This is a genomic window from Rahnella sp. P4_A8 (genome assembly GCF_056402435.1).
In genome coordinates this window covers 60,121-83,430 of record NZ_JBFUHK010000011.1, presented here as the reverse complement: position 1 = coordinate 83,430, position 23,310 = coordinate 60,121, and the positions used below count along the sequence as shown (strand labels likewise).

Below are 23,310 nucleotides of genomic sequence, written 5' to 3'. Positions count from 1 at the left end.
CGTCTGAAACCCGAAGTATGAAGAGGCAGTGTCAATAAACTGTCGGGGAATTATGAAGAAACCGTCAAGACGACCTGTATGGAGACCAGGCAGATGCTGATTATTGAAGACGATGATGCGGTGGACGTGGCCGATGTTGATTTACATGCTGCACGTCCGCTGTCACTGCGCCGGTCAGCCATCTTGCAAAAAAGTGCGCATCTTGACGGTTTCTTGATGAAATATTACGGGAATCTGGACAGTGATTGGATTGAATAGCGACATCTCAATTCAGGAAGACTGTCATGGCTGTTACCTTCACCGATTATGCGCGTCACGCCGTTCGCCATTTATCCGCCACCGGTCGGATGCTTCCCTTCATTCCCGCCGCCTGTCTGATCATCGTTGCTATTGTGCTGACAGGTTGTGGTGACAAAGCCCATAAACAAGCGCCCTCTGTCAGGCCGGTGCGCACCATTTCCGCACCGCCTCCTGTTGCTTTGAGTTCCCTGATTCAAACGGGTGAAATACGCGCCCATGAAGAGGTGACGCTCGGGTTCCGGCTGGACGGGCGCATTCTGACGCGGCAGGCTGAGGTGGGGGATCGTGTGATCGCCGGTCAGGTTCTCGCCACGCAAGAAAGCGAGACCAGCCGCAACCAGTTCAGCAGTGCGCAGGCTGATCTGAACAGTGCCCGCGCGGCAGAGCAGGTTGCGGCGCTCAGTCTCAGGCGTATGCAGTTACTGATGCCTTCCGGGGCTATCGCACGCTCGCAGCTTGATAGTGCGCAAGCTGACTGGCAGGCTGCCCGCGCGAAGCGTCAGAGCAGTGAAGATGCGCTCAAAAATGCGCAGGAAAACGTGTCCTGGACAAAACTCACGGCTCCGGCTGACGGCGTGATTACCCAGGTCAGCGCGTCGGCAGGACAAGTGGTCAGTGCCGGACAGTCTGTGATCACCCTGGCCAGTGGCAGCCTGCGTGATGCCGTATTTGATGTGGCCGATCCCCAGTCTGTTCCTCAGCAAGCTGACAGCCTGTTTACTATATCGTTACTTTCGGCCCCTTCCGGGGTTGCGCAGGGGCATTTCCGCGACGTCAGCCCGCAGGCCGACCCGCAAACCCGCACCTGGCGCCTTCGCATTACCCTCGATAACCCGCCACCGGCCATGGCACTCGGTGCCAGTGTTCAACTGACACTTAACGCGTCAGGTCCGCGTCTGATTGCATTGCCTGCTTCTGCGCTGACCCGATCCGGTGATAAACCGGCGGTTTTTGTTGTTGATGAGAAAACGCTGACGCTGCATTTACGGCCCGTCGATATCGGGCGTTACAGTACCTCTGAAATATTCCTGTCTGCCGGTGTACAGCCTGGCGAAAGGGTGGTCATTGCCGGTGTGAGTAAACTTCGTGAAGGTGAAAAAGTCATGCCCGGGGAGGACAGCGAATGAAACCGTCTTCCCCGGTCGGGGCCTTCAATCTTTCAGCCTGGGCGCTGAATCATCAGTCACTGATTGCCTTTTTTATGCTGCTGTTAATGGCGGCGGGTGTCATCAGCTATGAGCAACTCCCCCGTAATGAAGATCCGGCGTTTACCATTAAAACTGCCGTGGTGTCCGCGAGCTGGCCGGGGGCAAGCGTGGAGGATACGGTTAATCTGGTCACCGATACGCTGGAGAAAAAACTGCAGGAAACGCCTTATCTTGATTTTGTGCAAAGTGAAACGCGTGCCGGGCAATCGGTTATTTTTGTGAATCTTCGCGATAACACGCCACCTGCAGAGGTTGCGGGTATCTGGTATCAGGTGCGCAAAAAGATGCAGGATATCGCGCCGTCACTGCCAGCAGGTGTGCAGGGTCCCTCGGTGGATGACGAATTTGATGACACCTTTGGCACCATTTATGGCTTTACTGCGGAAGGTTTCACGCCGCGTGAGCTTCGTGACAAGGTCGATGATATCAGCCGCAGTCTGATGTCGCTGCCGGATATGGGAAAAGCCAGCCTGCTGGGCGTGCAGGAAGAGAATATTGTTCTCGCATTTTCACCGGCACAACTGGCGGGAATGGGGCTGGATCTCCAGCAAATCACCGATGCACTGAAGGCTCAAAATGCGGTAGAACCTTCGGGGGTCTTGCGAAGCGATCGTGAAAACATTGCCCTGCGTGTGAGCGGCGCACTGACGTCAGAGCAAAGTTTACGTGCCGTGACGCTGCATATTAGCGGGCGCTACATTCCGCTGACGGATATCGCGACCATTAGCCGCCAGGATGCCGAGCCCCCGTCACCGGCATTTCGGGTCAACGGTCAGCCCGCGATCGGTCTCGCCATTTCCATGGCTTCTACAGGCAACATGCTTTCTTTTGGCAAGGCGCTGAGTGACCGGATGGCCGTGATTAGCGCACAGCTCCCGCACGGCATTGAAATGGTTAAAGTCGCGGATCAGTCGGCCGTAGTATCGCAGGCGGTAAGCGGCTTTATCCGTGTATTGATTGAGGCTGTGGTTATTGTGCTGGCGGTGTCCTTCGTCTCATTAGGCACCCGTGCCGGGCTGGTGGTGGCTGCGGCGATCCCCATCGTGCTGGCAATGACGTTTATTGGCATGATGCTTGCCGGCATCGGGTTACAACGTATTTCGCTGGGGGCGTTAATCATCGCCCTGGGGCTGCTGGTGGACGATGCCATGATAACCGTCGAGGCGATGGTCTCCCGTATTGAGGCCGGTGATTCTAAATGGCGGGCGGCAACTTACGCATTTGAAACGACTGCTTTCCCGATGCTGACCGGCACACTGGTGATGATAGCGGGCTTTATTCCGGTAGGCTTTGCTGCCTCAAGTGCGGGAGAGTATTGCTATTCTCTCTTCGCCGTGGTGCTGATTGCGCTTTTATGTTCCTGGGTAGTGGCCATTCTGTTTTCACCGCTGATCGGAACCTGGCTGTTACCTGAGAAACTGGCATCACACGCTGAAAAACAGGGCAGACTGATGCGTTTCTATCAGCGTCTGCTGAATCAGGTTTTGCAAAGACGCGTGGCGACTCTCAGTTTCGCCTGCCTTTTGTTAGGGCTTGCCGCTTATGCGACCACGTTTATGCAGGGCGAATTTTTCCCGGCGTCCGATCGCCCGGAACTGCTGGTCAGCCTTACGCTTCCCGGTAACGTTTCGCAAAGCGACACGGCACGCCGGGCGGAGAGGCTGGAGCACGCCCTGAAAGACAATCCGAACGTAGATCATTTTTCTACCTACGTGGGGTCAGGCGCGGTGCGGTTTTACCTGCCCATGGACGTGTTACTGGATGATGAGAACACGGCACAACTGGTTGTTGTCGCCAAAAGTCTGGAGGACAGGGATAAGTTACGTGCGCAACTGGACACTATTTTGGCCCGGGATTTCAGTGATATCACGACGCGCGTTTCGCCGCTGGAACTGGGGCCGCCGATCGGCTGGCCGGTAAAATATCGCGTCAGCGGACCGGATTATGCGAAGGTCAGGCAGATTGCGCAGCACCTCGCCAGCGTTCTCGGAAACAGTCCCCGGACCCGCGAAGTTAATCTGACCGCCGGTGAACCTGAGCGGGTCATCACGTTACAGGTGAATCAGACCGCAGCACGGGCGGCGGGTGTTTCTTCCGAAAGTCTCGCCACGTTGCTCAACACTGTCTGGTCTGGCAGCGTTGTCACCACCGTCAGGGATAAAAACCGGCTGATTGACGTTGTTCTGCGCGGGAATAAGCGCGAACGTCAGGATTTGACCACGCTGTCCGGGCTGATGATCACCACGGCAAGCGGGCAGAAAATCCCCCTGAGTCAGGTGGCGACGCCGGTCTGGGGAGTTGATGACCCGGTTATCTGGCGTCGGCAGCGCCTGCCGTTTATCACGGTACAGACGGATTTAGCTGCAGGTCTGCGGGCAGAGGCTGTTTCTCAACAACTCTCTCCTCTGGTCTCACGTATCAGGGCAAGCTTACCGCCGGAATATACGATAGAGGAGGGCGGTGTGGTGGACGAGTCGGACAAAGGCAACAGCTCGGTATTCGCGGTGTTGCCGGTCACACTGTTTGTTATGCTGATCCTGCTGATGGTCCAGTTGCAGCGCTTCTCCCGCATGCTTCTCGCGTTGTTCATGGCGCCATTCGGACTGATTGGCATTGTGCTGGCGATGTTGCCGACGGGTACGCCGATGGGATTTGTTGCGTTGCTCGGCATCATCGCATTAGCAGGCATGATTATCCGCAATGCGGTGATCCTCATCAGTGAAGTGGACAATAACGTCAGGGAGGGGCTTGACCGCGATGAAGCCATCAAAGCGGCGGCACAACACCGTTCCCGGCCCATATTGCTCACGGCGTGCGCGGCCATACTGGGAATGATCCCGATTGCTGAGCAGGTTTTCTGGGGGCCGATGGCCTATGCGATTATCGGCGGGCTGATCGTTGCCACTTTCGTCACGCTGACTGTTTTGCCCGCTGCGCTGAGTCTTATTATGCAGTTCGAAAATAATCGCGTTAATCAAAAGGTCAGTTAGCCATCTCCGGGGAGATAAGACATTAGTGCTATTTAAACAAGCAAATGCTTGTTTAATTGGTGGGGGATCGGATAGGTTAGTTATCCACTCACTTCACTACGGGGCGAAAACATGCCTATTTTGCATACAGAGCATGGCGATATCGATTATCAGGATATCGGTACGGGTGACACAACGCTGTTCCTCATGCCTGGCTGGTGCCAGCCAAAAACTGTCTTCAATGACTTCTCTGAACTGGCCGCTGCTTTTTTCCGTGTTGTCATTATTGACTGGCGTGGTCATGGAAAATCATCGACCGATGGCAAGGATTTTGACGGTGCGGCGTTATTAACAGACGCTTTGACACTCATTGACCATCTCGGTCTGACCCGCGTAGTACCGGTTTCCGTTGCACATGCCAGCTGGATAGCGGTTGATTTGGCCGAAAGTTTGAAAGAACGTGTGCCTGCGGTGATATTCCTTGACTGGATCATGAATCAGCCTGCAACGGCGTTTTTCACTTCAATCAACGAGATGCAGCATGAAGAACGCTGGCAGTCTGCACGGAACCAGCTGTACGAATTTTGGCTGGCAGGAAGCGAGTCACCCACCATGATCCATCATTTCAAAACCGAAATGTCTGAATCCAGCTACCCGTTGTGGCGACTTGCAGGGCAGGTGATCGCCGATGCCTATCAGACATACGGTTCGCCACTCCAGCGCCTTGAAAAACTCAAAAATCCACCGAAGGCTACCCATATCTATTCCCTCGACAGAAACGACGAATACCTTGCTTTACAACAGCGTTTCGCTATGGCGCATGATTTCTTTAAGGTGAAACGTTTGGAGAATGCCAGAACTCACCTGGCCGTGCTTGAAAGGCCGGGAGATGTATTGGCAGGGATTTTGGAATCAATATAAATCTTTAATCGTTCAGTCAGCGGGGAGGCCGGTGCCGTTTTAATCCAGTTGCACTGCCTTTCCGCAAAGCGTATGCGGAAAGGCAGATCACCTCATTAATTTAAAATAATATTCTTCATCGGCGGGATATACCCATAATCAAACACGCGTTCTACAAATGAACGGTTTCCGGTCAGGACAATTTTTACGGTAGGAGCCTCTGTCCCGCCAATACGATAATTACCGTCGGTGGTCGGAACGTTATCAATAAAAGATGTCACCATGCCATTGGGCATTACGCAGTGCGAGTAAGTCTGGAAGGGCTGAGAAGGAGGATTACCTAATACCAAACCGGAGCCGTTCATCGGAGAATAAGGGCCGGTAAGGCGATCACTCAGGAAACCGTAAACACCATCAGGCCCCGTCAGACCCTCCGCATAGGTAAACTTATGACTGATCGTGAACAGGTAATATTTTCCATCCTGGAAGACAAAATGAGGGCGTTCGGTTTGATCATTGACGCCGACAGCGGTCACCAGAGGAGGGAGAATTTCCCATTCATCTCCTGAAAGATCTTTGGCGACGGCCATACCAATACAGCCCGCCTGGTATCTTGCATTGCCCACATCACGATGGTCCGGCGGAAGGGTACCCATTTCCTGTTTGCCAATGACGTGAGAACCCCGCTCACCCGCCACGTTACCTTCAAACACCATGTAGAGTTTACCGTCATGAGGATCGATAAACGGGCTTGGATCCCTGAAGTTCCAGTATGGATTCTGGCTTTCAGTCTGGTAATACACGCCGTCGGCTGAAAATAATGATTTAACCTCGTTGAAACCGGCCAGTGTTACGCCTTCTTCTGAGGTCAGCACTTTGCCTCTCACTTTTGCAATGGTCGCACCTGGCGTGACACAGGTATAATAAAGATCAATCTCGCCGTCTTCATTGAGCAAAATTGGCGTCCCTGCCCATTCGCGGGTCGTAGGGGAAACACCTTCTGCCATCACGCGGCCACCAAAAATCCAATCCTTACCCGTACGGGAATACCAGTAACAAATTTTGGCGCGTCCGTGGCGATTATTCCAGTCACTGGTAATATCATAATTTCCGTCTGCATCGAGATATTCTGAATTATTGTTATTACGCTGCGCTGTCAGCGTGAAAATAACGGACCATCCGTCGACAGAAACCACCGTGCCGTCTAATGACCTAAGCGGCATCGTATCCCAAATGAATACTTCATCACTCATAACCGGAAAATCGGCGCTAACAATAGGCTGTGTGGTGGTCGGGTCATTTTCGTTGACCTTCAGAGCATCAGCACGTGTCCAGATTGTCGGTTTATAATTTAAATTTGTCATGCAAATATCCTTTAATTAAATAGATGTTAATACTGTTTGACGTTTGAAGTCGTGAGAATATTGGCATGATCAAAAAAGGCATGCACTCAATGAGTGTTGTGCCATTATTTATACATTATTTATATAAAACTCCGGGATATGTATTTGCGGGAAGAAAATTGCATCGTTGATGACCTGTTATTTGTTAATCCTGAAAAAATTCGTTAATAGTGGAAATAATGCGCTATTTTGAACTTTGATTAATTACTCTTATTTCGAGACAGAAATAAACATTACAACCTTCACAGCCGGTCAGAGGCTCAACGGGAGGATTGAATATGATGGCGCCGGATACGCTGTTTACGGCAGGCCACAAGTGCGGTGAGAGCCAGCAATAAAACTGAAGAGCCCAGTACCGGCTGGCTGAAACCAAACTCTGCACTTATGAAGTTGGCAAAAACAGCCGCGCTGCCTATCTGCATAAAACCAATCATTCCGGAGGCCGTGGCGGCATGACCATGCCCGCTGCTGATTGCCCCGGATATTGCCAGTGAAAGGCTGGAGCCGTTTGCCAGACTGACCAGGCACATAGGAAGCAAAATAGATAAAATCCCTTTTTCTGCCGTAAACATTACTGTGGCATAAGCCAGACCACCCAGCACAAAACACATGATGCCGGCAGTAACAATGCGATCATATTGCCAGAAGTTTAAAAGCCGTTTCGTTAACACATTGGCACCGATAATACCTGCCGTTAAGGGAATATAGAGCCATCCTCGCGCCTCCTCACTCATCCCGAGCTGCGCAAATAAAAAAGGAGACTGAGTCAGATAAATAAACCATGCACTGTAGATGCAACAGACGATAAGCGTATAACGCCAGAACCCCGTATCGCCGCAAATAACGCTAAATCCTGAAAACGGCGAGGCCGTAGCAGAGATATTTTCAGGTCGCGTCTCGCGCATGAAAATGATCATCAGCATGGTAGCCATGCCGAAAATGGCGACGAAAATGAAATCCGTATGCCACCCAAATGTGGCGGCGAGATGTCCACCTATCATTGGTGCTATTGCAGGTGACAATGAGACCAGTGGATAGATGACCGAGTAGACCCTGGCAGAAATGGCTTTATTACAGGTATCCGCGATCAGCGTGCGACCAATGACGAGACCAGCCGCTGCACCTGCCCCTTGCAGCAGGCGAAAGAGCAGAAAAGAAGAATAGCTCTCAGCAATTGCACATCCCAGCGATCCGCCAATGTAAATCGCAATGCCAGCGAGCAGTACGGGTTTTCGTCCAAAGCGATCTGCAAGCGGACCGTAAAAAAGCTGGCATATGGCCAGTGCCAGTAAATAGGCTGAAATGGTCTGAGATATCCGCGATGGATCCACCGCAAATTCGCGTGCCATATCTGGCATCGCCGGAAGATAAATATCGGACGCGATGAGACCGAACGCGCTCAGCATAGCAACGGTAATAATAAAAGAGAGTCGAGGCATAAAATTCCCGGTGTTGAAAAGGGTTATCAGCAGAAGAAGTGCGTAGCTTAACGTCTGTTTCATCCTGCTTAAATGCATTATCATGCAGGCAATACCTGCAAAAATGCAGCATGAGGAACGATGAACTGGGATGATGTCCGGATTTTCCTGGCGGTATACCGCGCAGGTACTTTACGCAGCGCGGCTGAGCAGCTTTCAGTTGATCAGACTACCGTAGGCCGCAGACTCAATACGCTTGAAAAATTATTGGGGAGTAAACTATTTTTAAAAAGCCGTCAGGGCTGGGTTCTGACCGCTGGCGGGCGAAAAATACTCTCGCTTGCAGAAGAGATTGAGCGCCTGACGGTCAGCTTTGAACGTCGCGGCTCCGGGGATGATGACCGGCTTGAAGGAGAAGTGCATGTGACTGCCACTGACTCGCTGGCCATTGATTTTGTTTTACCGGCAATCGAGCGCGTACAGCATAACTTTCCCAATATTCGGGTAAATCTGACCACCACCACACGCCTGCTGGATATCGGCCGACGCGAAGCGGATATAGCGGTACGCACCATTCGGCCAGAACAGCCGGATTTGATTACCCGTAAACTGGCCTCCAGGGAGGTGGGACTTTTTGCGACGCATAAGTATATCGACAGGTTTGGCATACCAGAACCCGGCAAAGGCTTTGACGGGCACCGTATCGCGCTTTACCAGTCAGGCATTACGCGCTCTCAGGATGGACTGCTGGCAGGAGAACCGAGACATAAAGGGCGCGTAGTGGCAGAGCTGGACTCCAGCATGATGTTAGCAACGTTTATTCGCGCAGGGCTGGCCCTGGGTGAGCTGCCAGATTATCTTGCGAAAATGTACCCGGAACTTATCCGCCTGTGGCCAGAAAGAACGCGTAAAAGCCCTTATGAGGTCTGGCTGGTTATGCATCAGGATCTGTCGCACACTGCAAGAGTCAGGGCAGTGATGAATACCCTTGCTGAAGAGTTCGACCGTTATTAAAGTAAGTTTGATATGTTAAGTCATTCCAATTTATTGCTGGTTTAAGGTTTCTGCATGAATATAAATACACGAATCGCCCACCCGGTAGATGCCAGCCTGTTGCGCAGCCTGGCTTTCAATATATATCCGGCGCACTTCAGACATATGTGGTTGTCAGAGCGCGAAATGAATACGTATCTGGAAAGTGAATTCTCTTTGTCCGCACTCAATGACGGACTAAGGGATCCAAAAGTTTGCTGGTTTCTGGCGCAAAACGATAAACCGGTTGGATTTGCCAAACTCACGTGGATCAATACGATTCCGGGAACGGCTATTTCTGGGGTATCGCTTGACCGGCTTTATCTTGCACCGGAAGCGACGGGTAAACACTTTGGAAAAGAAATATTTAAAGAAATCGTTACAGCTGCGCAAAAGCAAGATAAGAAATTTTTGTGGCTTTCGGTGAGAGAGAAAAACGATCGCGCTCGTAAATTCTATGAAGCTTCAGGCATGCGACACATAACTGATACTGACTTCAGAACGGAATCACAGATAAGTAAGTTGCACATCATGGGCATGGAAATTTAGACGCCATATGTCGGCCTGCCACTGGCTAACATAACAAGACCTGGTCATCTCTTCGCTCATCGTTGCCTGAAGGCCCGCGGGCTTTTCTATGCCTTGTGGCGTAAGGCATCAGCGACCAGTGAAAATGCGGGTGAGGGTTGCTTACGGCTGGGATAATACAGGTAATAGCCGGGAAATGGCTGGCACCACGGTTCAAGTACGCGTATCAGGCGCCCCTCCTCAATATGTGATTCAAACTCTTCTTCCGGCAGAAAAGCAATGCCAAGCCCGGCTAATGCCGCGTCCACCATGTGTGCTGACGTATTAAACGTCAGTTGCCCGGTAACCCGGACATTTACCGGGCCTTCTTCATTGTCGAACTCCCAGACGTAAAGTCCCCCTGACGTCGCTTGCCGCATATTAATGCAGTTGTGCTGGAGAAGGTCGTGTGGCATCTGCGGCATCGCATGGGTAGCAAAATACTCAGGCGATGCAACCGCAGCCATTTGCAACTTCGGGCTAATCGGTATCGCAATCATATCCTTATCAATGGTGTCACCCAGACGGACACCCGCGTCAAACCTGTCGGCGACGATATTGCGAAAACCGTGGTTAGCATCAAACTCCAGTCTGATATCCGGATAGTGTTTCAGCAGAGGCGATAATTTGGGCAACAGTATGGTTTTCAGAACATGGGGGCCGCAGGTGATGCGAACAGTTCCTGCGGGTTTATCACGCATCTCAGTCAGCATGTCTAACTCGGCGAGTATGCCATCAACATGATCGCCTATGGTCAGTAGCAACCGTTCTCCGGCAGAGGTCGGCGATACGCTACGGGTTGTACGCGTCAGCAGGCGAATTTGCATATCCTCTTCAAGTGCCGAAATCGCCTGGCTCAGTGCGGATTGGGTGACGCCCAGCTTTGCAGCGGCGCGGGTGAAGCTGCTTTCACGGGCAACCGTAATAAAATAAAGAAGATCGTTCAGGTTGCGTTTCATAAAGTTCTTCCCGCCTTATTAATAAGTAATGCTTATAAGCCCATTCAGTATCCATTAGCTAGTAATGATGCACACCGCGTGTAAAATTTTCAACAAGAGCTTATTCCGCGAGGGAAGATTAACGCTCTTATTTTTTCATCTTTATTTCACGTTTTATTTTTTACGTTATTTCTGCGAATAGCGTTCAGCGGGTGTGCAAATAACCCTGGATTATTGGGAATTACTATTTATGTCCGCATTGCCGAGTCATACAAAACGTCAAAAAGAGCACGCTTACTGGAGCGGGGTTTTCGCGATGACGTTATGCGTCTTTGCGCTCATCGCTTCGGAATTTATGCCTGTGAGCTTGCTGACGCCGATATCAGCCGATTTAGGTGTCAGTGAGGGACGCGTGGGGCAGGGGATCGCGATTTCCGGTCTGTTTGCGGTACTGACCAGTCTCTCCATTTCTGCGCTGGCCGGAACACTCAACCGCAAGGTATTGCTGCTGAGCATGACGTTGCTGATGGCCGTTTCCGGTGCAATTATCGCACTGGCACCCGGTTATCTGATTTACATGGTGGGCCGCGCATTAATTGGTATCGCGATWGGAGGATTCTGGTCACTTTCTGCCGCTACGGCTATTCGCCTGGTTCCGGCGCATCGGGTTCCCCGTGCACTGGCTATTTTTAACGGCGGTAACGCGCTGGCAACCGTTATAGCCGCTCCGCTGGGGAGTTATCTCGGGTCTGTCATCGGCTGGCGCGGGGCGTTCTTTTGCATCGTTCCGGTGGCGGTCATCGCCTTTATATGGCAGTGGTTCAGCCTGCCTGCAATGACCACGGAGAAAGCCGATAAGAGGACTGCCAATGTTTTTCGTCTTTTTGCTAACCCGCTTGTGGCCGCTGGCCTTACCGCCTGCGGATTGTTCTTTATGGGGCAGTTTTCCTTATTCACCTATTTGCGACCGTTCCTCGAGACAGTCACGCAGGTAAATATCACCACGCTGTCGCTCATTTTGCTGACCATCGGTGTGGCGGGCTTTATCGGCACCCTGGTGATTGGCACGTTTTTGAAGACCGCCTTTTATCCCACACTTATCACCATTCCCTTACTGATGGCTGCAATCGCCGGGGCGCTGATCGCTTTTGGAAACAGTGTATGGATCGTTGCGCCGTTGCTGGGGTTGTGGGGATTAATCGCCACGGCGGCCCCCACCGGATGGTGGACATGGATTGCCAGAACCCTGCCGGAAGATGCGGAGGCGGGCGGAGGTCTTATGGTCGCCATCGTGCAACTGTCAATCGCTATGGGCTCCACTCTCGGGGGTTTTGCCTTTGACCATAGTGGTTATCAAAGCACTTTTCTCATCAGTGCCATTTTACTCGTCATCGCGGCTGCCCTGGCTTTATTAACGTCACGTAAAGATATCCATCCAACCCACTGAGGATTCATCAATGAAAGTATTTACCCTGCTGTTAGGGCTGTTAATCAGCTCATTTGCTGCGACAGGAGCCGATATGTCTAACGGAGCAGATAACTTTTACCAAAGCGATAAGGTCACCCGGCAAAAAGTGACCTTTAAAAACCAGTATCAAATGAAAGTCGTCGGTAATTTGTTTATACCGAAAGGGATGAAGCAAGACGTGCAGCATCCCGCTATTGTCATTGGTCATCCGATGGGGGCGGTGAAAGAACAAAGCTCAAATTTATATGCCCAGAAACTGGCGGAACAAGGGTTCGTGACGCTGGCCATTGATCTTTCCTTCTGGGGGGAGAGTGACGGCAAACCCGGTCATCTGATTTCCCCTGAAATCTATGCGGATGACTTTAGTGCTGCAGTCGATTATCTCAGCACTCAGCCTTATGTTGATCCGCAGAGAATTGGTGCACTGGGTATCTGTGGTAGCGGCAGCTTCGTTATCAGTGCAGCCAAAATTGACCCGAGAATGAAGGCCATTGCCACCGTCAGCATGTATGACATGGGGTCTGTGTTCCGTCATGGTCTTAATCATTCCGTGACGCCTGAACAGCGCAAAGCGTTTATTAAGTCGGCTACAGAACAACGGCTGGTCGAGTTTAAAGGCGGCGATATTGCCTATATTCCCGGAACCGTGAACAAGCTCGATGATTCAACCTCTGCGGTTCAGCGGGAATTCTTCGATTTCTATCGCACATCACGGGGGGGTTATACGCCACAGGGCGAGAAAGAAGAGCTGACAACAAAACCGATGCTGAGCAGCATAGGGAAGTTTATGAACTTCTATCCGTTCAATGATATCGAAACGATTTCTCCGCGCCCGATGCTTTTCATCACCGGCGACCAGGCGCATTCGAAGGAATTCAGCGAAGATGCTTACAAACGTGCCGGACAGCCGAAAGAGTTGTATATCGTCCCGGGTGCTGGCCATGTCGATTTGTATGACCGTACCGATTTGATCCCTTTCGCCAAGCTGGCGTCATTCTTTAAAACTCACCTCAGTTAAACGCCAAAGCCACATCCTGCCGGGTGTGGCTGCTCTTCCGGAGGTCATGTGAAATATTTACTCACGAGCCTGCTTTGGGTGTGCGCTTTTGCAAGCCATGCCGACACCACACTGCGTAAGGATAACGTCATGAAGGCGAGAATGATCATTAATGGCCAACCATTTGAAGTCAGAATTCACGACAATCCGGCGGCTAAATCCTTTGTTAATATGTTACCTCTGCAACTCGAAATGACTGAGTTAAATGGTAACGAGAAATTTGCCGAACTGCCTCATCGCTTGCCTTCCAGCCCGGTGCAGCCGGGGACCCTTCATGCCGGTGATCTCATGTTGTACGGAACGCAAACGTTGGTTTTATTCTATGCCTCATTTGACTCTTCATATCGCTACACCCCCATCGGGAACGTTGTAAATCCCGGGACACTCCCCGCGATGGGGGATACAGATAAAATAGAGGTAGAGTTCAGCAGACAGTAATACAACGATATTGATATCGCAGGAAGTTTCTGCATGCACGCTTTGCCGTCGTCTATTGAGAAACAGAGCGTAGCGGTGCCCCCGCGCGCAGTCCCGCCATCACCATGTCTATGAGCCAGGTTAAAGGGAACGCAAATTCCTTTGCCAGATCGCATGAGCCCCGGTCAATAAATGCGTCAATCAGCGCGTTACCCACAGTGAGGGTCTTCCACTCTCTGAATTGAAGCCGGCGTTTGTGGGGGAGTTCATGTTGATGGGAGGGAAGGGGTTGGGCGTATTGACTGTCAACCGGAAGGCACGAGCCGTATTTTTATGAAAAAAGCATTATAGAATGCGTAAAGGCCCCGTCATCTCAGGCAGTAATTGTTCGATTACAGTGATAATGCTTCTGACCCTCTGCGGGATAAAGCGGGCGTCCGGGTAGACCGCATAGAGGAAGCGATCAGCTAACCTGTAGGCGGGTAATACCGGAACCAGCGTACCGGCTTGCAAAGCCCTGGCCGCGAGCGGTAGCTGCATGCCACCGATACCCATGCCTGACTCTATCGCCTGTAACAGCGCTTCACTGGTATTAGCCCGGAACACGGTATTAACTTTGATGTCGATAGTTTCACTATCAGAAACTAACCGTAGTGGTGCCTCCGGCGCGATGCCGCTGAATCGCACATGTGGATGTGCCGCCAGCTCACTCACAGAATGAACCGGTTTAAAACCGGGGGCGGCAAAAAGCGCCGTTTCAATACGTGCCAGCACGCGCGCCGCATGCGTTTGCGGAGGCTCATGGGTCAAGCGCAGCGCGACATCCACCCCTTCAGTGACAAGATCGGCGATGCGGTCATCAAGTGAAAGCGTAAGGTGCAATCCTGAGTTCATTTTCTGAAGCGTCAGCAGATGGGGTAAAAAGAGCTGGCCCAGCCCGCTCGGCAATTGCACATGAACCCTGCCATGCCAGTGGTGATCGGCAGGGTTCAGACGCCTTTCTGCTTCCCGCATGGCCTCCAGCAAAAGCTGCATATCACGCCGGTAACTTTCTCCCTGCTCAGTAAGCGCCATCACACGCGTTGTACGATGCAGCAATACCACACCGAGCTCCTCCTCAAGTGCGGCAATCTGCTGACTGACCGCAGATTGCTTCATACCGCTCTGGCGGGCGGCTGCAGAAAAAGAGCCTGCTTGTGCTACGCGCAGAAAGGTGGCAATGGCATTGAGCTTATTATTCATTTAATGATTCTGCTTATAAGTGCCATCAGTTTCATGGGATATGTGTGAAAAAAATAATATATCACACTGTATCTGTCACCTTCTCTGGAGAAACACCATGAATAAGACGCAGCAACAAAAGGTCGCGCTGGTCGCCGGCGCCAGCGGTATTGTCGGCAGCCAGCTTGTCAAAACACTTCTGCAAAATGAGTGGGAGGTTATCGGGCTGAGCCGCAATGCATTATCTCACCCTGATAATATTCAGGTTGTAAACGTCGATTTACTGGATGCGCAAAACAGCGCGCAGGCACTGCAACCACTCAGCCGCATCACCCATATTTTTTACAGCGCCTGGGTGAACGCCGCGAACTGGACAGAAATGGTTGAACCGAACGTCACCATGTTGCGCAATCTGGTCAGTAACATTGAGAAAACGGCACCCCTCCAGATTGTAAGCCTGATGCAAGGATACAAAGTTTATGGCGCACATCTTGGACCGTTCAAAACCCCGGCGCGTGAAAGCGATCCCGCCATACCCGGCGCAGAATTTAACGCGGCTCAGCTCACATGGCTCAGCCATTTTCAGCGTGGGAAAACGTGGCACTGGAATGCAATCAGGCCGGGTGTGGTTGGCAGCGCGGTGCCCGGCAATGCCATGAATCTTGCAATGAGCATCGCACTGTATGCGTCGCTGTGTAAGGCTCAGGATTTACCTCTCCGCTTTCCCGGTTCAGAACAAACCTGGCATAGCATCGTTGATCATACTGACGCCGGGTTGCTGGCAGAGGCGACATTGTGGGCTGCAACCTCGCCTGCGGCAGAGAACCAGGCTTTCAACGTGAATAACGGTGACATCTGGCGCTGGAGCGAGCTCTGGCCGCATATCGCGCGCTGGTTTGAGCTGGAATACGCACCGCCGGTCCGGCTGTCATTTCATCAGTTGTTTAAGGACTACCGCACGACATGGCGTGAACTTGCCGGGCAGCGGTTGATGGAAACTGACATTTTACAGCTGAACGACGGGAGTTTTGCAGATTTTGTGTTTGGTTGGGATTACGACATGTTTGGTGATGGCAGCAAGCTGCGCCGGGCAGGCTTTACCCGTATGCAGGCCACCCACGAAATGTTTTTCAGCCTGTTCACGCAACTGAGAGCGGCACGCATTATCCCCTGACAAAGCACCGGGCAGCATATTTCAGATTAAGCTGCCTATTGCTCCTGCCAGAGGCTCTACGAATTCGTCATAATGACGATCAACAATTTCCGGAAGACGTACACCCTCAGTCAAAGACAAGCGCAGCATTTGCTGGATTTTTTTGTCCTTTGATATTTTCTCAAAGGCAAAGAGAAGCCGCTGACGCAGGCGTTCAGCGCAAGTGCCTTTGAATGAGTCAGACATGCTCAACACATCACGGTAGGGTTGGGAATGGTGATGAGCCATCGCTATGCTAACGGTGCGACGGACTACCTGAATGTGCTGGATGCGCAGCGGACATTATTCTCTGCGCAACAGTCTCTGATTCAGAGCAGACTTTCGCAGCAAAACAGTCTTATTACCCTTTACAAGGCCTTGGGAGGAGGGTAGGAGCGTGGAGCTGTAGACTAGCGGACCCTGCCATGTACGGCTGTTTAYGTGCAGGCTAAGTTTATTGCGCACTTCGCCTGCATATTCATAAGTCCGGATCAAACGGACTTAATGGGTTCCAATGCATTAAAATCATGAACGAAGTTTTTCAATAATCTTTCGAATTCGACGCGGTCATTGTCCGGCCAGCTATTGAAGATGTCGTTATAAATGAGTGCTCGCGTGTGATCGATTTTATCGGTCATCATTTTTCCTTCAGGCGTAACGACCGCTTCGTTAATTCGCTTATCTTTAACATTTCTCTGTCGATGGGTTAGGCCCATTTGCCCGAGTTTAGTTACCTGACGGCTTACCGTCGTATAATCCCGCCCCACCCGATCAGCGAGTTCTCCTACACCTATAGGGCCAAAGCGGCCTATCAGGACCAGCAGTGGAAATAATGCACGGTCAATATTAATACCGGAGTTTTTTATCATTATTTCATCACGTTGCGGCCGATTGAAAGCACCGACGATAGCCAGCAACGTATCATGTAAATCATCAAAATAATCGGGTTTATGTGTATTTTGCACTCTTTTCATTGACGGCATCCGGGAGTGGGAATAATGTGTGCATTGTACACATATATTTCTTGAGCTAAAGGTGAACTTAATGAAAGCAGCACTTGTTAATGGCAAAGGCGAAACGCCGATTTACGGTGATTTCATGGACCCTCAGGGAGATGAGCAGCATATAGTGGTCAACGTTAAAGCCGCTGCAATCAGTCAACTGGCCAAGTCGCGGGCCGCGGGAACACACTACAGTTCAGCAATGGAATATCCGTTTATACCCGGAATTGATGGCGCAGGTTATCTGACTAACGGAGACCCGGTCTTTTTTTTCGCATTGAGCTCCCCTTTTGGCAGTATGGCTGAGATGACCCTGGTTACGCCTAAAAGTATTGTGCCGCTCCCGGCAACACTTGATCTCTCAATGGCAGCCGCCATTGGTAATCCCGGAATGTCATCCTGGACAGCATTAACGCGCAGGGCGCAGCTGCGAAAAGGGGAAACTGTTCTCATCAATGGCGCGACAGGCACCTCCGGCGGTCTGGCGGTGCGTATCGCTCGTCACCTGGGCGCGGGGAAAATCATCGCGACTGGGCGTAATACTGAAGTCCTGGCGAAACTCCGTACTCAGGGGGCTGATATCACGCTTACGCTGGATGAATTATCGCATGAACTCCCGGCACTCATGGAACAGGGTGTTGATGTCGTTTTGGATTATCTCTGGGGGGAGAGTGCGCTTGATATTATGAAGTCTGCCGCTGCCGGAGGTGCCAGACTGGTGCGTTTTGTGCAGATCGGCTCATTAAGTGGACAAGAAATATCATTACATAGCAAATTACTACGCTCATCAGGACTGACCCTGATGGGGAGCGGACTTGGCAGCGTATCTGATGCTGAACTGGTCGCTTCGGTTGGTGAACTATTACAAGCTGCTGCTTTGAGTGATTTCTCAGTCCCATTTCGTATTCGGCCATTAAGCGAAGTGAATGATGCCTGGAATGAAGATGACAGCCGTTGCCGTACTGTTTTCAATATCTGATGTTAAACAAATGCAGTCTGGTCCTTAGCGGGTTTCTCAGAAATGGTATGGAAAAATCATAAAGTTACCTAAATGCTAATGCATGGAATCTGTGGCTGTCTTCGGAAATTTCACACTCACTGATTGCATCAAAGCCATAAAGGCATAGTACCGGAGCATGAAAAGCAAGAAGCCCGCTGAGTTTCCTAAGCGGGCTTCTTAAATTTGGCTCCTTTGACTGGATCACTTTTGCCATGAGCTGGCTAATAAATAAACTAAATTTGAATTCTTATCCTGTCAAAACCACCAAAAGACTGAGGTAACATCGCACCTGTCATATTTATCAACGGCTTAACCGGTACTTTGAGGGATCCGAAATTTCACAGACCTCCGGGTGGTCGGCCAGTTATTGCTCCTGACCTTAACGGCTACGGCGCACGCAGCGATATACCTGTAGCGCTGTTTAGCGCTTCAAACGGATGTGGACCTTTAACAGGTTATGTCGTCAGCTATTTTTTGGTTTTCATCATTAAAAAATCAATCAGCGCTTTGACTCGTTTTGCCTTGCCGGTGTTTTTTAAGTAGTAGAGATAAACCGGTGGATAGGTCTTCCAGTAAGGCATCATCACCGGGATAAACTGCTCTTTATCGTGTTGCAATTCATACACCGGCTCAAACAATCTGCCAATTCCAAGACCGCTGCGTATGCCATCTGMCATGACATCAATATCATTGCTGATGAGCTGCCCTGGCATCTCAACGGTTAATTGCTGACCTTTATCTTCCAGCATCAGAGGGAGGAGGCGGTTATTGGTAATAAAGCGGTAGCCGATGAGTTGATGCTGATGCAAGTCCGCTGGCAGTTTGGGCGTACCGTGTTCCGCGAGATAGGCCGCAGAAGCATACAAACCTTCACGAAACGGTTTCATCAACGGGCGGGCCACAACACTCTCTTCAAGGATATCCCCAAAACGAATGCCCAAATCAAAACGTTCATCAACCATGTTTACTGTTCCGTCATAAACGGATATCTCAAGCTGTATTCCGGGGTAGCTCTGGCAAAACTCTGCCATAAAAGGCTTCAGGATAAGCAGGTAGGCAAAGCGTGATAGCGTAATTCTGACCAGCCCGGAGGGTTCCTGATTCAGGTCTTTGATGCTTTCCACCGCACTTTCCAGTGACGCCACAGCCCGCGATGTCTGTTGCAACAATTGTTCCCCGGCATCCGTCAGCTCAATGCGCCGGGTGGTGCGCACAAAAAGCGGGTGACCAATATGCTGCTCAAGCAGTTTTAGCGCTTTGCTGACCGAAGGTGGCGTTATTTCAAGTTTCCTGGCCGCAGCAGTGATGCTGCCTTCACGGGCGATGTTCTGGAAAATACGGATTTGGTTGTAAATGACATTGTTCATGGCGACCCCCAGCAGAGGAAACAAAGTTAGATTATTAGCTATTGGCTAAGAGTGTATGAGCTATTACTGCTCTAAAAAACAGAATCAGGGTTGGTTATACTCACTTACAGTAAAACAAACCCCTGTTAAAGAAGCCAAAAATGCAAAATGTACTGATTATTTCAGGTCATCCGAATCTTAGTGAATCCATTGGTAACGCCACTATCCTGGATGAAGTCGCAAAAGCGTTGCCCGGGGCCAAAATTCGCTTTCTTGATGCTCTGTATCCTGACTACCGGATCGACGTGGCACGGGAGCAGCAAGCCTTACTCGAAGCTGATGTGATTGTCTGGCAGTTTCCTTTTTCATGGTATTCAGTGCCGGGGTTAATGAAGTTGTGGATTGATCAGGTATTAGTTCACGGCTTTGCCCATGGCTCAACCGCAAAACTGGGTGGCAAAAAGCTGATCATTTCCTTTACCGCCGGAGCACCAGAGGGCCTGTATTCCCCTGAAGGTTTGTTCGGTCACGACATTCAGCAATACATCACACCGTTTGAAACCACGGCACTGCTGTGCAATCTGGATTGGCAGGAGCCGGTTTACACCTTTGGGATGAGCTATGCAGGGCGTGATGAAGCTAAAGTCCTCGAACAGAAAGCACTGGCAAAAGTTCATGCCGCGCGTCTGATTACCGCGATTAAAGAAACTACCCCTGCTTTAAAAATGGCTGTGTAAAGGAGAAGAGGGAAAATGTATCTCATCAATATTACGGTGAATGGCGATATCACGGCTGTTCAGCATGAGGCGCTTTTCACACGCCATGTCAGTTGGTTTCAGCAGTATTTCAATGCAGGCAAGTTTGTTCTCATCGGTCCCTATTCCGATCGCGAAAGAGCAGGGGTGATTATTGCTCAGACTGAAAGCCGGGAAGATCTGGACGCTATTCTGAGCGAAGACGCCTATCACCCCAATCTCGCTGAATATGAGATTCGTGAATTCATCCCGAAAATGGTGGGCAACTGGCAATAACAGACGTCGCAATCTTCATTAAATAACGTGGCAGGGAGATGATTATGCAGTATGTAAACCTGGGGCGCAGTGGCCTGAAAGTCTCACGACTGTGTCTGGGATGCATGAGTTACGGCGAACCGGAACGCCTTCCTCAGCCGTGGTCGCTTGATGAAAGTGCTTCGCGACCGTTGATTCGCCAGGCACTTGAGGCGGGAATTAATTTTTTTGATACGGCTAATATTTATTCAGGTGGAAGCTCAGAAGAAATTGTTGGTCGGGCGCTACGCGATATGGCGTACCGGGATGAAATTGTCGTCGCTACTAAGGCATTTTTCCCATGGCGTAACTCACCCAATACCGGTTTTCTCTCGCGAAAATCGCTGTTTCAGTCTATCGATGACAGCCTGACCCGGTTGGGTATGGATTATGTGGATCTGTATCAGATTCACCGTTTTGATCACGGCACACCTGTTGAAGAAACCATGGAAGCACTTCACGATTTGGTGAAAGCCGGGAAAGTTCGCTATATCGGTGCATCCTCAATGGAAGCCTGGCGTTTTGCAAAGATGCAACATGTCGCTGAGCGTAACGGCTGGACGCGCTTTGTCTCTATGYAACCGCAATACAATTTACTGTACCGGGAAGAAGAGCGGGAAATGCTGCCGCTTTGTGGGGATCAGGGCGTGGGTGTTATTCCCTGGAGCCCGATGGCGCGCGGCAGGTTGACCCGTGACTGGAGTGAAACCACCACCCGAACGCAGAACGACGTCTTTGCACTGAAAATGTATGAAAATGCCGCGCAGCAGGACCGGAAAGTGGTTGAGGTTGTGGCGCAGGTGGCCGCCGGGCGGGGCGTTCCTCGTGCACATGTTGCACTTGCATGGTTGCTGTCAAAATCAGTGATTACCGCACCTATAATCGGTGCCACTAAAGCGGAGCACCTGTCCACCGCCGTGGAAGCACTTAAGCTGACATTATCGCCAGAAGAAATTGCAGCGCTGGAAGCACCGTATGTTCCTCATGTTGTTGATGGCATCGTACCGCCACTGCCTGAACAAGCGCCACGACTCTCACCCTTGCGAATCAACCAGGGAGCTGAGTGCGATGAAAATGGATTGTGAGGGTGGCGCGGTTAACGCGCCTTATCAGCAATAGTGGCGCAAAATTTAATGCAGCCGAAAAGAGAGGGTCATTGATGAAAGCCGGGATTTCTTTATCACTTTTGTTGGCTCTGAGCTGTTCTGCTGTTGCGCAGGGGCAAAAAGTCACTGCTCTGCCCGGCAAGCAGGGCTGAAAAAATTAATTCAATTCTGAAGTTCACAGGGTTCATCTATCAGATGAAAGATTGCCTGAGGGTTAAGGATTGTCAATCCAGGTTCGCATTCCCTGCGTTTCTCCGGGGTATCAGGGGATTGTTGGCTACTTCGGCATATCGATGCTGATGTTATTTAGTCGCCCAACATTACAATCAGTAAAGTGTGTTTTTCAATCGCTCCGGCAAGGCCTCGTCGTAAGCCAAACCATCAATTTCTGACTGTGAGATCATACTCAGGATACTTCCTGTGCTGGGCAGAGCCTGCCTGTCAATTTGTGCGGCAGGATCCCAGAGTTTTGAGCGAATGATCGCTCGGCTACATTGGAAAAAAACGCTTTCCACTGAAATGCGCAATACCGTTTTAGGCGGGTGATTATTGATTGCGAATTTATCCAGCAAAGCCGGGTCTTTACGTATTTCAGCTGTGCCACTTATACGCAAAGTTTCGCCAATGCCGGGTATTAAAAAGAGAAGCGCAACCCGATTGTCATTTAATATATTGCGTAGACTATCAATGCGGTTATTACCCCGGCGGTCAGGCAAAAATAGAGTTTTAGCATCCTCGATGTAAATGAAGCCTGCAGGATCACCTCTTGGCGATACATCCAGACCATCAGGTCCCGATGTTGCAAGCGCCACAAATGTTGATGCTTCAATAAAGGGGCGGTAGGCAGGATGAATATGGTCTGTCACCTTTGTTAAAGAAGGCTTTGCTACCGCACCGTAAAGTTGCTCAAGCTCATTACTATCAGTAATGAGCATGTTTTCATCAGCCATCTCATTCACCTTCATTGATTTCAAAACACAATGCATGCTGATATTTATAGCAGATGCTTTTTTATTTGTTCATGTTTATGGCTAATAAGTATTTATTTCCAGGAGTAGCGTCAGCTCTTCGCTCAGAGCCGACGTTTCCAACGTAGCGGGCCGGTTAGTGCCAAATTCGGACATCCAATAGCTCTTATAAGCACACTTTTTCCAGTGCTATCTAACATGAATGTTTATTATTGCACGGTCATCGCCAGTCGAATCCCAACTGCAGTAAAGGCCAGCGCTACACCCCAACGAATGCCGGTCATCACCCTGTGATTTCCTAATACACTATGACTAACAGCCGAAGCAAAAATGCCATACAGAGAAAACACAGCAAAAGTCATGGCCGCAAAAATTGCAGAAAGAATCAACATGCTCTGTGTGGGGTGTACATCCCTGGTGGCGATAAACTGCGGAAGAAATGCCAGGAAAAATAGCGAAAGCTTGGGATTAAGAAGATTGGCAACCACAGCCTGCTGTATCAAGGCGCGATGAGATAACGCTAACCCGGGGCAGCCAGCGGATAAAAGTGTCTTATCCCGAAGCGTTTGCCACGCCATAAACAGCAGGTAAGTCACACCGGTATACAGGGATTTTTGCCCGCCGCTGTCCATCAAACCAATGCCGAACTGGTCGTGAGTATGCCGCCCAAAAGAGATATCGCTGTTGGCGTTTACCGCCTCGATACCCGCTACAGTAAGGGGGAGAAGTTGAATGGTATGTTGGCGCATG

Annotated in this window: 23 protein-coding genes and 1 pseudogene; 15 read left to right on the top strand and 9 right to left on the bottom strand. The window is 50.7% G+C overall.

What is annotated here, in order from left to right:
- Nucleotides 1–93 precede the first annotated feature (93 nt).
- From AC1DUO_RS08765 to AC1DUO_RS08750, 4 genes are all read left to right on the top strand, one after another.
- Nucleotides 94–258 carry a hypothetical protein gene (locus AC1DUO_RS08765; protein ID WP_013574943.1) on the top strand — a complete coding sequence of 55 codons (165 nt, stop codon included), beginning with the start codon at nucleotides 94–96 and terminating at the stop codon, nucleotides 256–258.
- Between the two features lie 26 nt (nucleotides 259–284).
- Nucleotides 285–1,427: an efflux RND transporter periplasmic adaptor subunit gene (locus AC1DUO_RS08760; protein WP_112151767.1), complete on the top strand. Its 1,143-nt coding sequence runs from the start codon at nucleotides 285–287 to the stop codon at nucleotides 1,425–1,427.
- Nucleotides 1,424–4,498, top strand: a complete 3,075-nt coding sequence (locus tag AC1DUO_RS08755; RefSeq protein WP_121019466.1) for an efflux RND transporter permease subunit — start codon at nucleotides 1,424–1,426, stop codon at nucleotides 4,496–4,498. The genes AC1DUO_RS08760 and AC1DUO_RS08755 overlap by 4 nt, the downstream gene beginning before the upstream one ends.
- Nucleotides 4,499–4,609: 111 nt before the next feature.
- Complete coding sequence (locus AC1DUO_RS08750) at nucleotides 4,610–5,398, top strand: alpha/beta hydrolase (RefSeq protein WP_112151769.1); 789 nt, start codon at nucleotides 4,610–4,612, stop codon at nucleotides 5,396–5,398.
- Between the two features lie 95 nt (nucleotides 5,399–5,493).
- On the opposite strand, the gene sacB is transcribed toward AC1DUO_RS08750, so the two are convergent.
- Nucleotides 5,494–6,741, bottom strand: a complete 1,248-nt coding sequence (gene sacB, locus AC1DUO_RS08745) for a levansucrase (protein WP_112151770.1) — start codon at nucleotides 6,739–6,741, stop codon at nucleotides 5,494–5,496.
- A gap of 299 nt (nucleotides 6,742–7,040) precedes the next feature.
- Entirely contained in the window at nucleotides 7,041–8,303 is a 1,263-nt protein-coding gene (locus AC1DUO_RS08740; RefSeq protein ID WP_112151771.1) for a multidrug effflux MFS transporter, read from the bottom strand.
- A gap of 36 nt (nucleotides 8,304–8,339) precedes the next feature.
- Between AC1DUO_RS08740 and AC1DUO_RS08735 the strand changes: the two genes are divergently transcribed.
- Together AC1DUO_RS08735 and AC1DUO_RS08730 are read left to right on the top strand one after the other, a co-directional pair.
- Entirely contained in the window at nucleotides 8,340–9,212 is an 873-nt protein-coding gene (locus tag AC1DUO_RS08735; protein ID WP_037035909.1) for a LysR family transcriptional regulator, read from the top strand.
- Nucleotides 9,213–9,266: 54 nt separating this feature from the next.
- Nucleotides 9,267–9,779, top strand: coding sequence for a GNAT family N-acetyltransferase (locus AC1DUO_RS08730; protein WP_112151772.1), 513 nt, complete (start codon nucleotides 9,267–9,269; stop codon nucleotides 9,777–9,779).
- A gap of 86 nt (nucleotides 9,780–9,865) precedes the next feature.
- Here AC1DUO_RS08730 and AC1DUO_RS08725 read toward each other — a convergent pair whose 3' ends face one another.
- Entirely contained in the window at nucleotides 9,866–10,756 is an 891-nt protein-coding gene (locus AC1DUO_RS08725) for a LysR family transcriptional regulator (RefSeq protein WP_112151773.1), read from the bottom strand.
- 229 nt (nucleotides 10,757–10,985) lie between these two features.
- On the opposite strand from AC1DUO_RS08725, the gene AC1DUO_RS08720 reads away from it, so the two are divergent.
- Genes AC1DUO_RS08720 through AC1DUO_RS08710 form a run of 3 tightly spaced genes read left to right on the top strand, consistent with a single transcriptional unit; the run spans nucleotide 10,986 to nucleotide 13,698 of the window.
- Nucleotides 10,986–12,182 carry an MFS transporter gene (locus tag AC1DUO_RS08720; RefSeq protein WP_449632291.1) on the top strand — a complete coding sequence of 399 codons (1,197 nt, stop codon included), beginning with the start codon at nucleotides 10,986–10,988 and terminating at the stop codon, nucleotides 12,180–12,182.
- A gap of 10 nt (nucleotides 12,183–12,192) precedes the next feature.
- Nucleotides 12,193–13,221, top strand: a complete 1,029-nt coding sequence (locus tag AC1DUO_RS08715) for an alpha/beta hydrolase (protein ID WP_217244271.1) — start codon at nucleotides 12,193–12,195, stop codon at nucleotides 13,219–13,221.
- A 48-nt stretch (nucleotides 13,222–13,269) separates the two neighbouring features.
- Entirely contained in the window at nucleotides 13,270–13,698 is a 429-nt protein-coding gene (locus AC1DUO_RS08710; RefSeq protein WP_477987048.1) for a cyclophilin-like fold protein, read from the top strand.
- A 324-nt stretch (nucleotides 13,699–14,022) separates the two neighbouring features.
- Here the strand turns inward: AC1DUO_RS08710 and AC1DUO_RS08705 are convergent, their stop codons facing one another.
- Entirely contained in the window at nucleotides 14,023–14,919 is an 897-nt protein-coding gene (locus AC1DUO_RS08705; protein ID WP_013574955.1) for a LysR family transcriptional regulator, read from the bottom strand.
- A gap of 97 nt (nucleotides 14,920–15,016) precedes the next feature.
- On the opposite strand from AC1DUO_RS08705, the gene AC1DUO_RS08700 reads away from it, so the two are divergent.
- A complete protein-coding gene (locus AC1DUO_RS08700; protein ID WP_013574956.1) occupies nucleotides 15,017–16,072 on the top strand; it encodes an SDR family oxidoreductase in 1,056 nt (351 codons plus the stop codon).
- Between the two features lie 21 nt (nucleotides 16,073–16,093).
- On the opposite strand, the gene AC1DUO_RS08695 is transcribed toward AC1DUO_RS08700, so the two are convergent.
- Nucleotides 16,094–16,297 (bottom strand): hypothetical protein, encoded by a 204-nt coding sequence (locus tag AC1DUO_RS08695; RefSeq protein WP_015689645.1) that lies wholly within the window; start codon nucleotides 16,295–16,297, stop codon nucleotides 16,094–16,096.
- Nucleotides 16,298–16,339: 42 nt separating this feature from the next.
- Here AC1DUO_RS08695 and AC1DUO_RS08690 point away from each other — a divergent pair.
- Nucleotides 16,340–16,483: pseudogene (locus AC1DUO_RS08690) on the top strand (TolC family protein); the annotation flags it as partial.
- A gap of 98 nt (nucleotides 16,484–16,581) precedes the next feature.
- Here the strand turns inward: AC1DUO_RS08690 and AC1DUO_RS08685 are convergent.
- Complete coding sequence (locus tag AC1DUO_RS08685; RefSeq protein ID WP_013574957.1) at nucleotides 16,582–17,064, bottom strand: MarR family winged helix-turn-helix transcriptional regulator; 483 nt, start codon at nucleotides 17,062–17,064, stop codon at nucleotides 16,582–16,584.
- Nucleotides 17,065–17,134: 70 nt separating this feature from the next.
- Here AC1DUO_RS08685 and AC1DUO_RS08680 point away from each other — a divergent pair, with 70 nt between their 5' ends.
- Nucleotides 17,135–18,070, top strand: a complete 936-nt coding sequence (locus AC1DUO_RS08680) for a quinone oxidoreductase family protein (protein WP_013574958.1) — start codon at nucleotides 17,135–17,137, stop codon at nucleotides 18,068–18,070.
- 488 nt (nucleotides 18,071–18,558) lie between these two features.
- On the opposite strand, the gene AC1DUO_RS08675 is transcribed toward AC1DUO_RS08680, so the two are convergent.
- Nucleotides 18,559–19,458 (bottom strand): LysR family transcriptional regulator, encoded by a 900-nt coding sequence (locus AC1DUO_RS08675; protein WP_477987044.1) that lies wholly within the window; start codon nucleotides 19,456–19,458, stop codon nucleotides 18,559–18,561.
- A 140-nt stretch (nucleotides 19,459–19,598) separates the two neighbouring features.
- Here AC1DUO_RS08675 and AC1DUO_RS08670 point away from each other — a divergent pair, with 140 nt between their 5' ends.
- The 3 genes from AC1DUO_RS08670 to AC1DUO_RS08660 are packed head-to-tail and all read left to right on the top strand — an operon-like array spanning nucleotide 19,599 to nucleotide 21,571.
- Nucleotides 19,599–20,174, top strand: a complete 576-nt coding sequence (locus AC1DUO_RS08670) for an NAD(P)H-dependent oxidoreductase (RefSeq protein WP_112151778.1) — start codon at nucleotides 19,599–19,601, stop codon at nucleotides 20,172–20,174.
- A gap of 15 nt (nucleotides 20,175–20,189) precedes the next feature.
- Complete coding sequence (locus AC1DUO_RS08665; protein ID WP_448311707.1) at nucleotides 20,190–20,468, top strand: YciI family protein; 279 nt, start codon at nucleotides 20,190–20,192, stop codon at nucleotides 20,466–20,468.
- A gap of 44 nt (nucleotides 20,469–20,512) precedes the next feature.
- Nucleotides 20,513–21,571: an aldo/keto reductase gene (locus tag AC1DUO_RS08660; RefSeq protein ID WP_477987039.1), complete on the top strand. Its 1,059-nt coding sequence runs from the start codon at nucleotides 20,513–20,515 to the stop codon at nucleotides 21,569–21,571.
- A 347-nt stretch (nucleotides 21,572–21,918) separates the two neighbouring features.
- On the opposite strand, the gene AC1DUO_RS08655 is transcribed toward AC1DUO_RS08660, so the two are convergent.
- Entirely contained in the window at nucleotides 21,919–22,542 is a 624-nt protein-coding gene (locus AC1DUO_RS08655; RefSeq protein ID WP_443566574.1) for a pyridoxamine 5'-phosphate oxidase family protein, read from the bottom strand.
- Nucleotides 22,543–22,769: 227 nt separating this feature from the next.
- Nucleotides 22,770–23,309, bottom strand: a complete 540-nt coding sequence (locus AC1DUO_RS08650) for a LysE family translocator (RefSeq protein WP_449632293.1) — start codon at nucleotides 23,307–23,309, stop codon at nucleotides 22,770–22,772.
- Nucleotide 23,310: the final 1 nt, after the last annotated feature.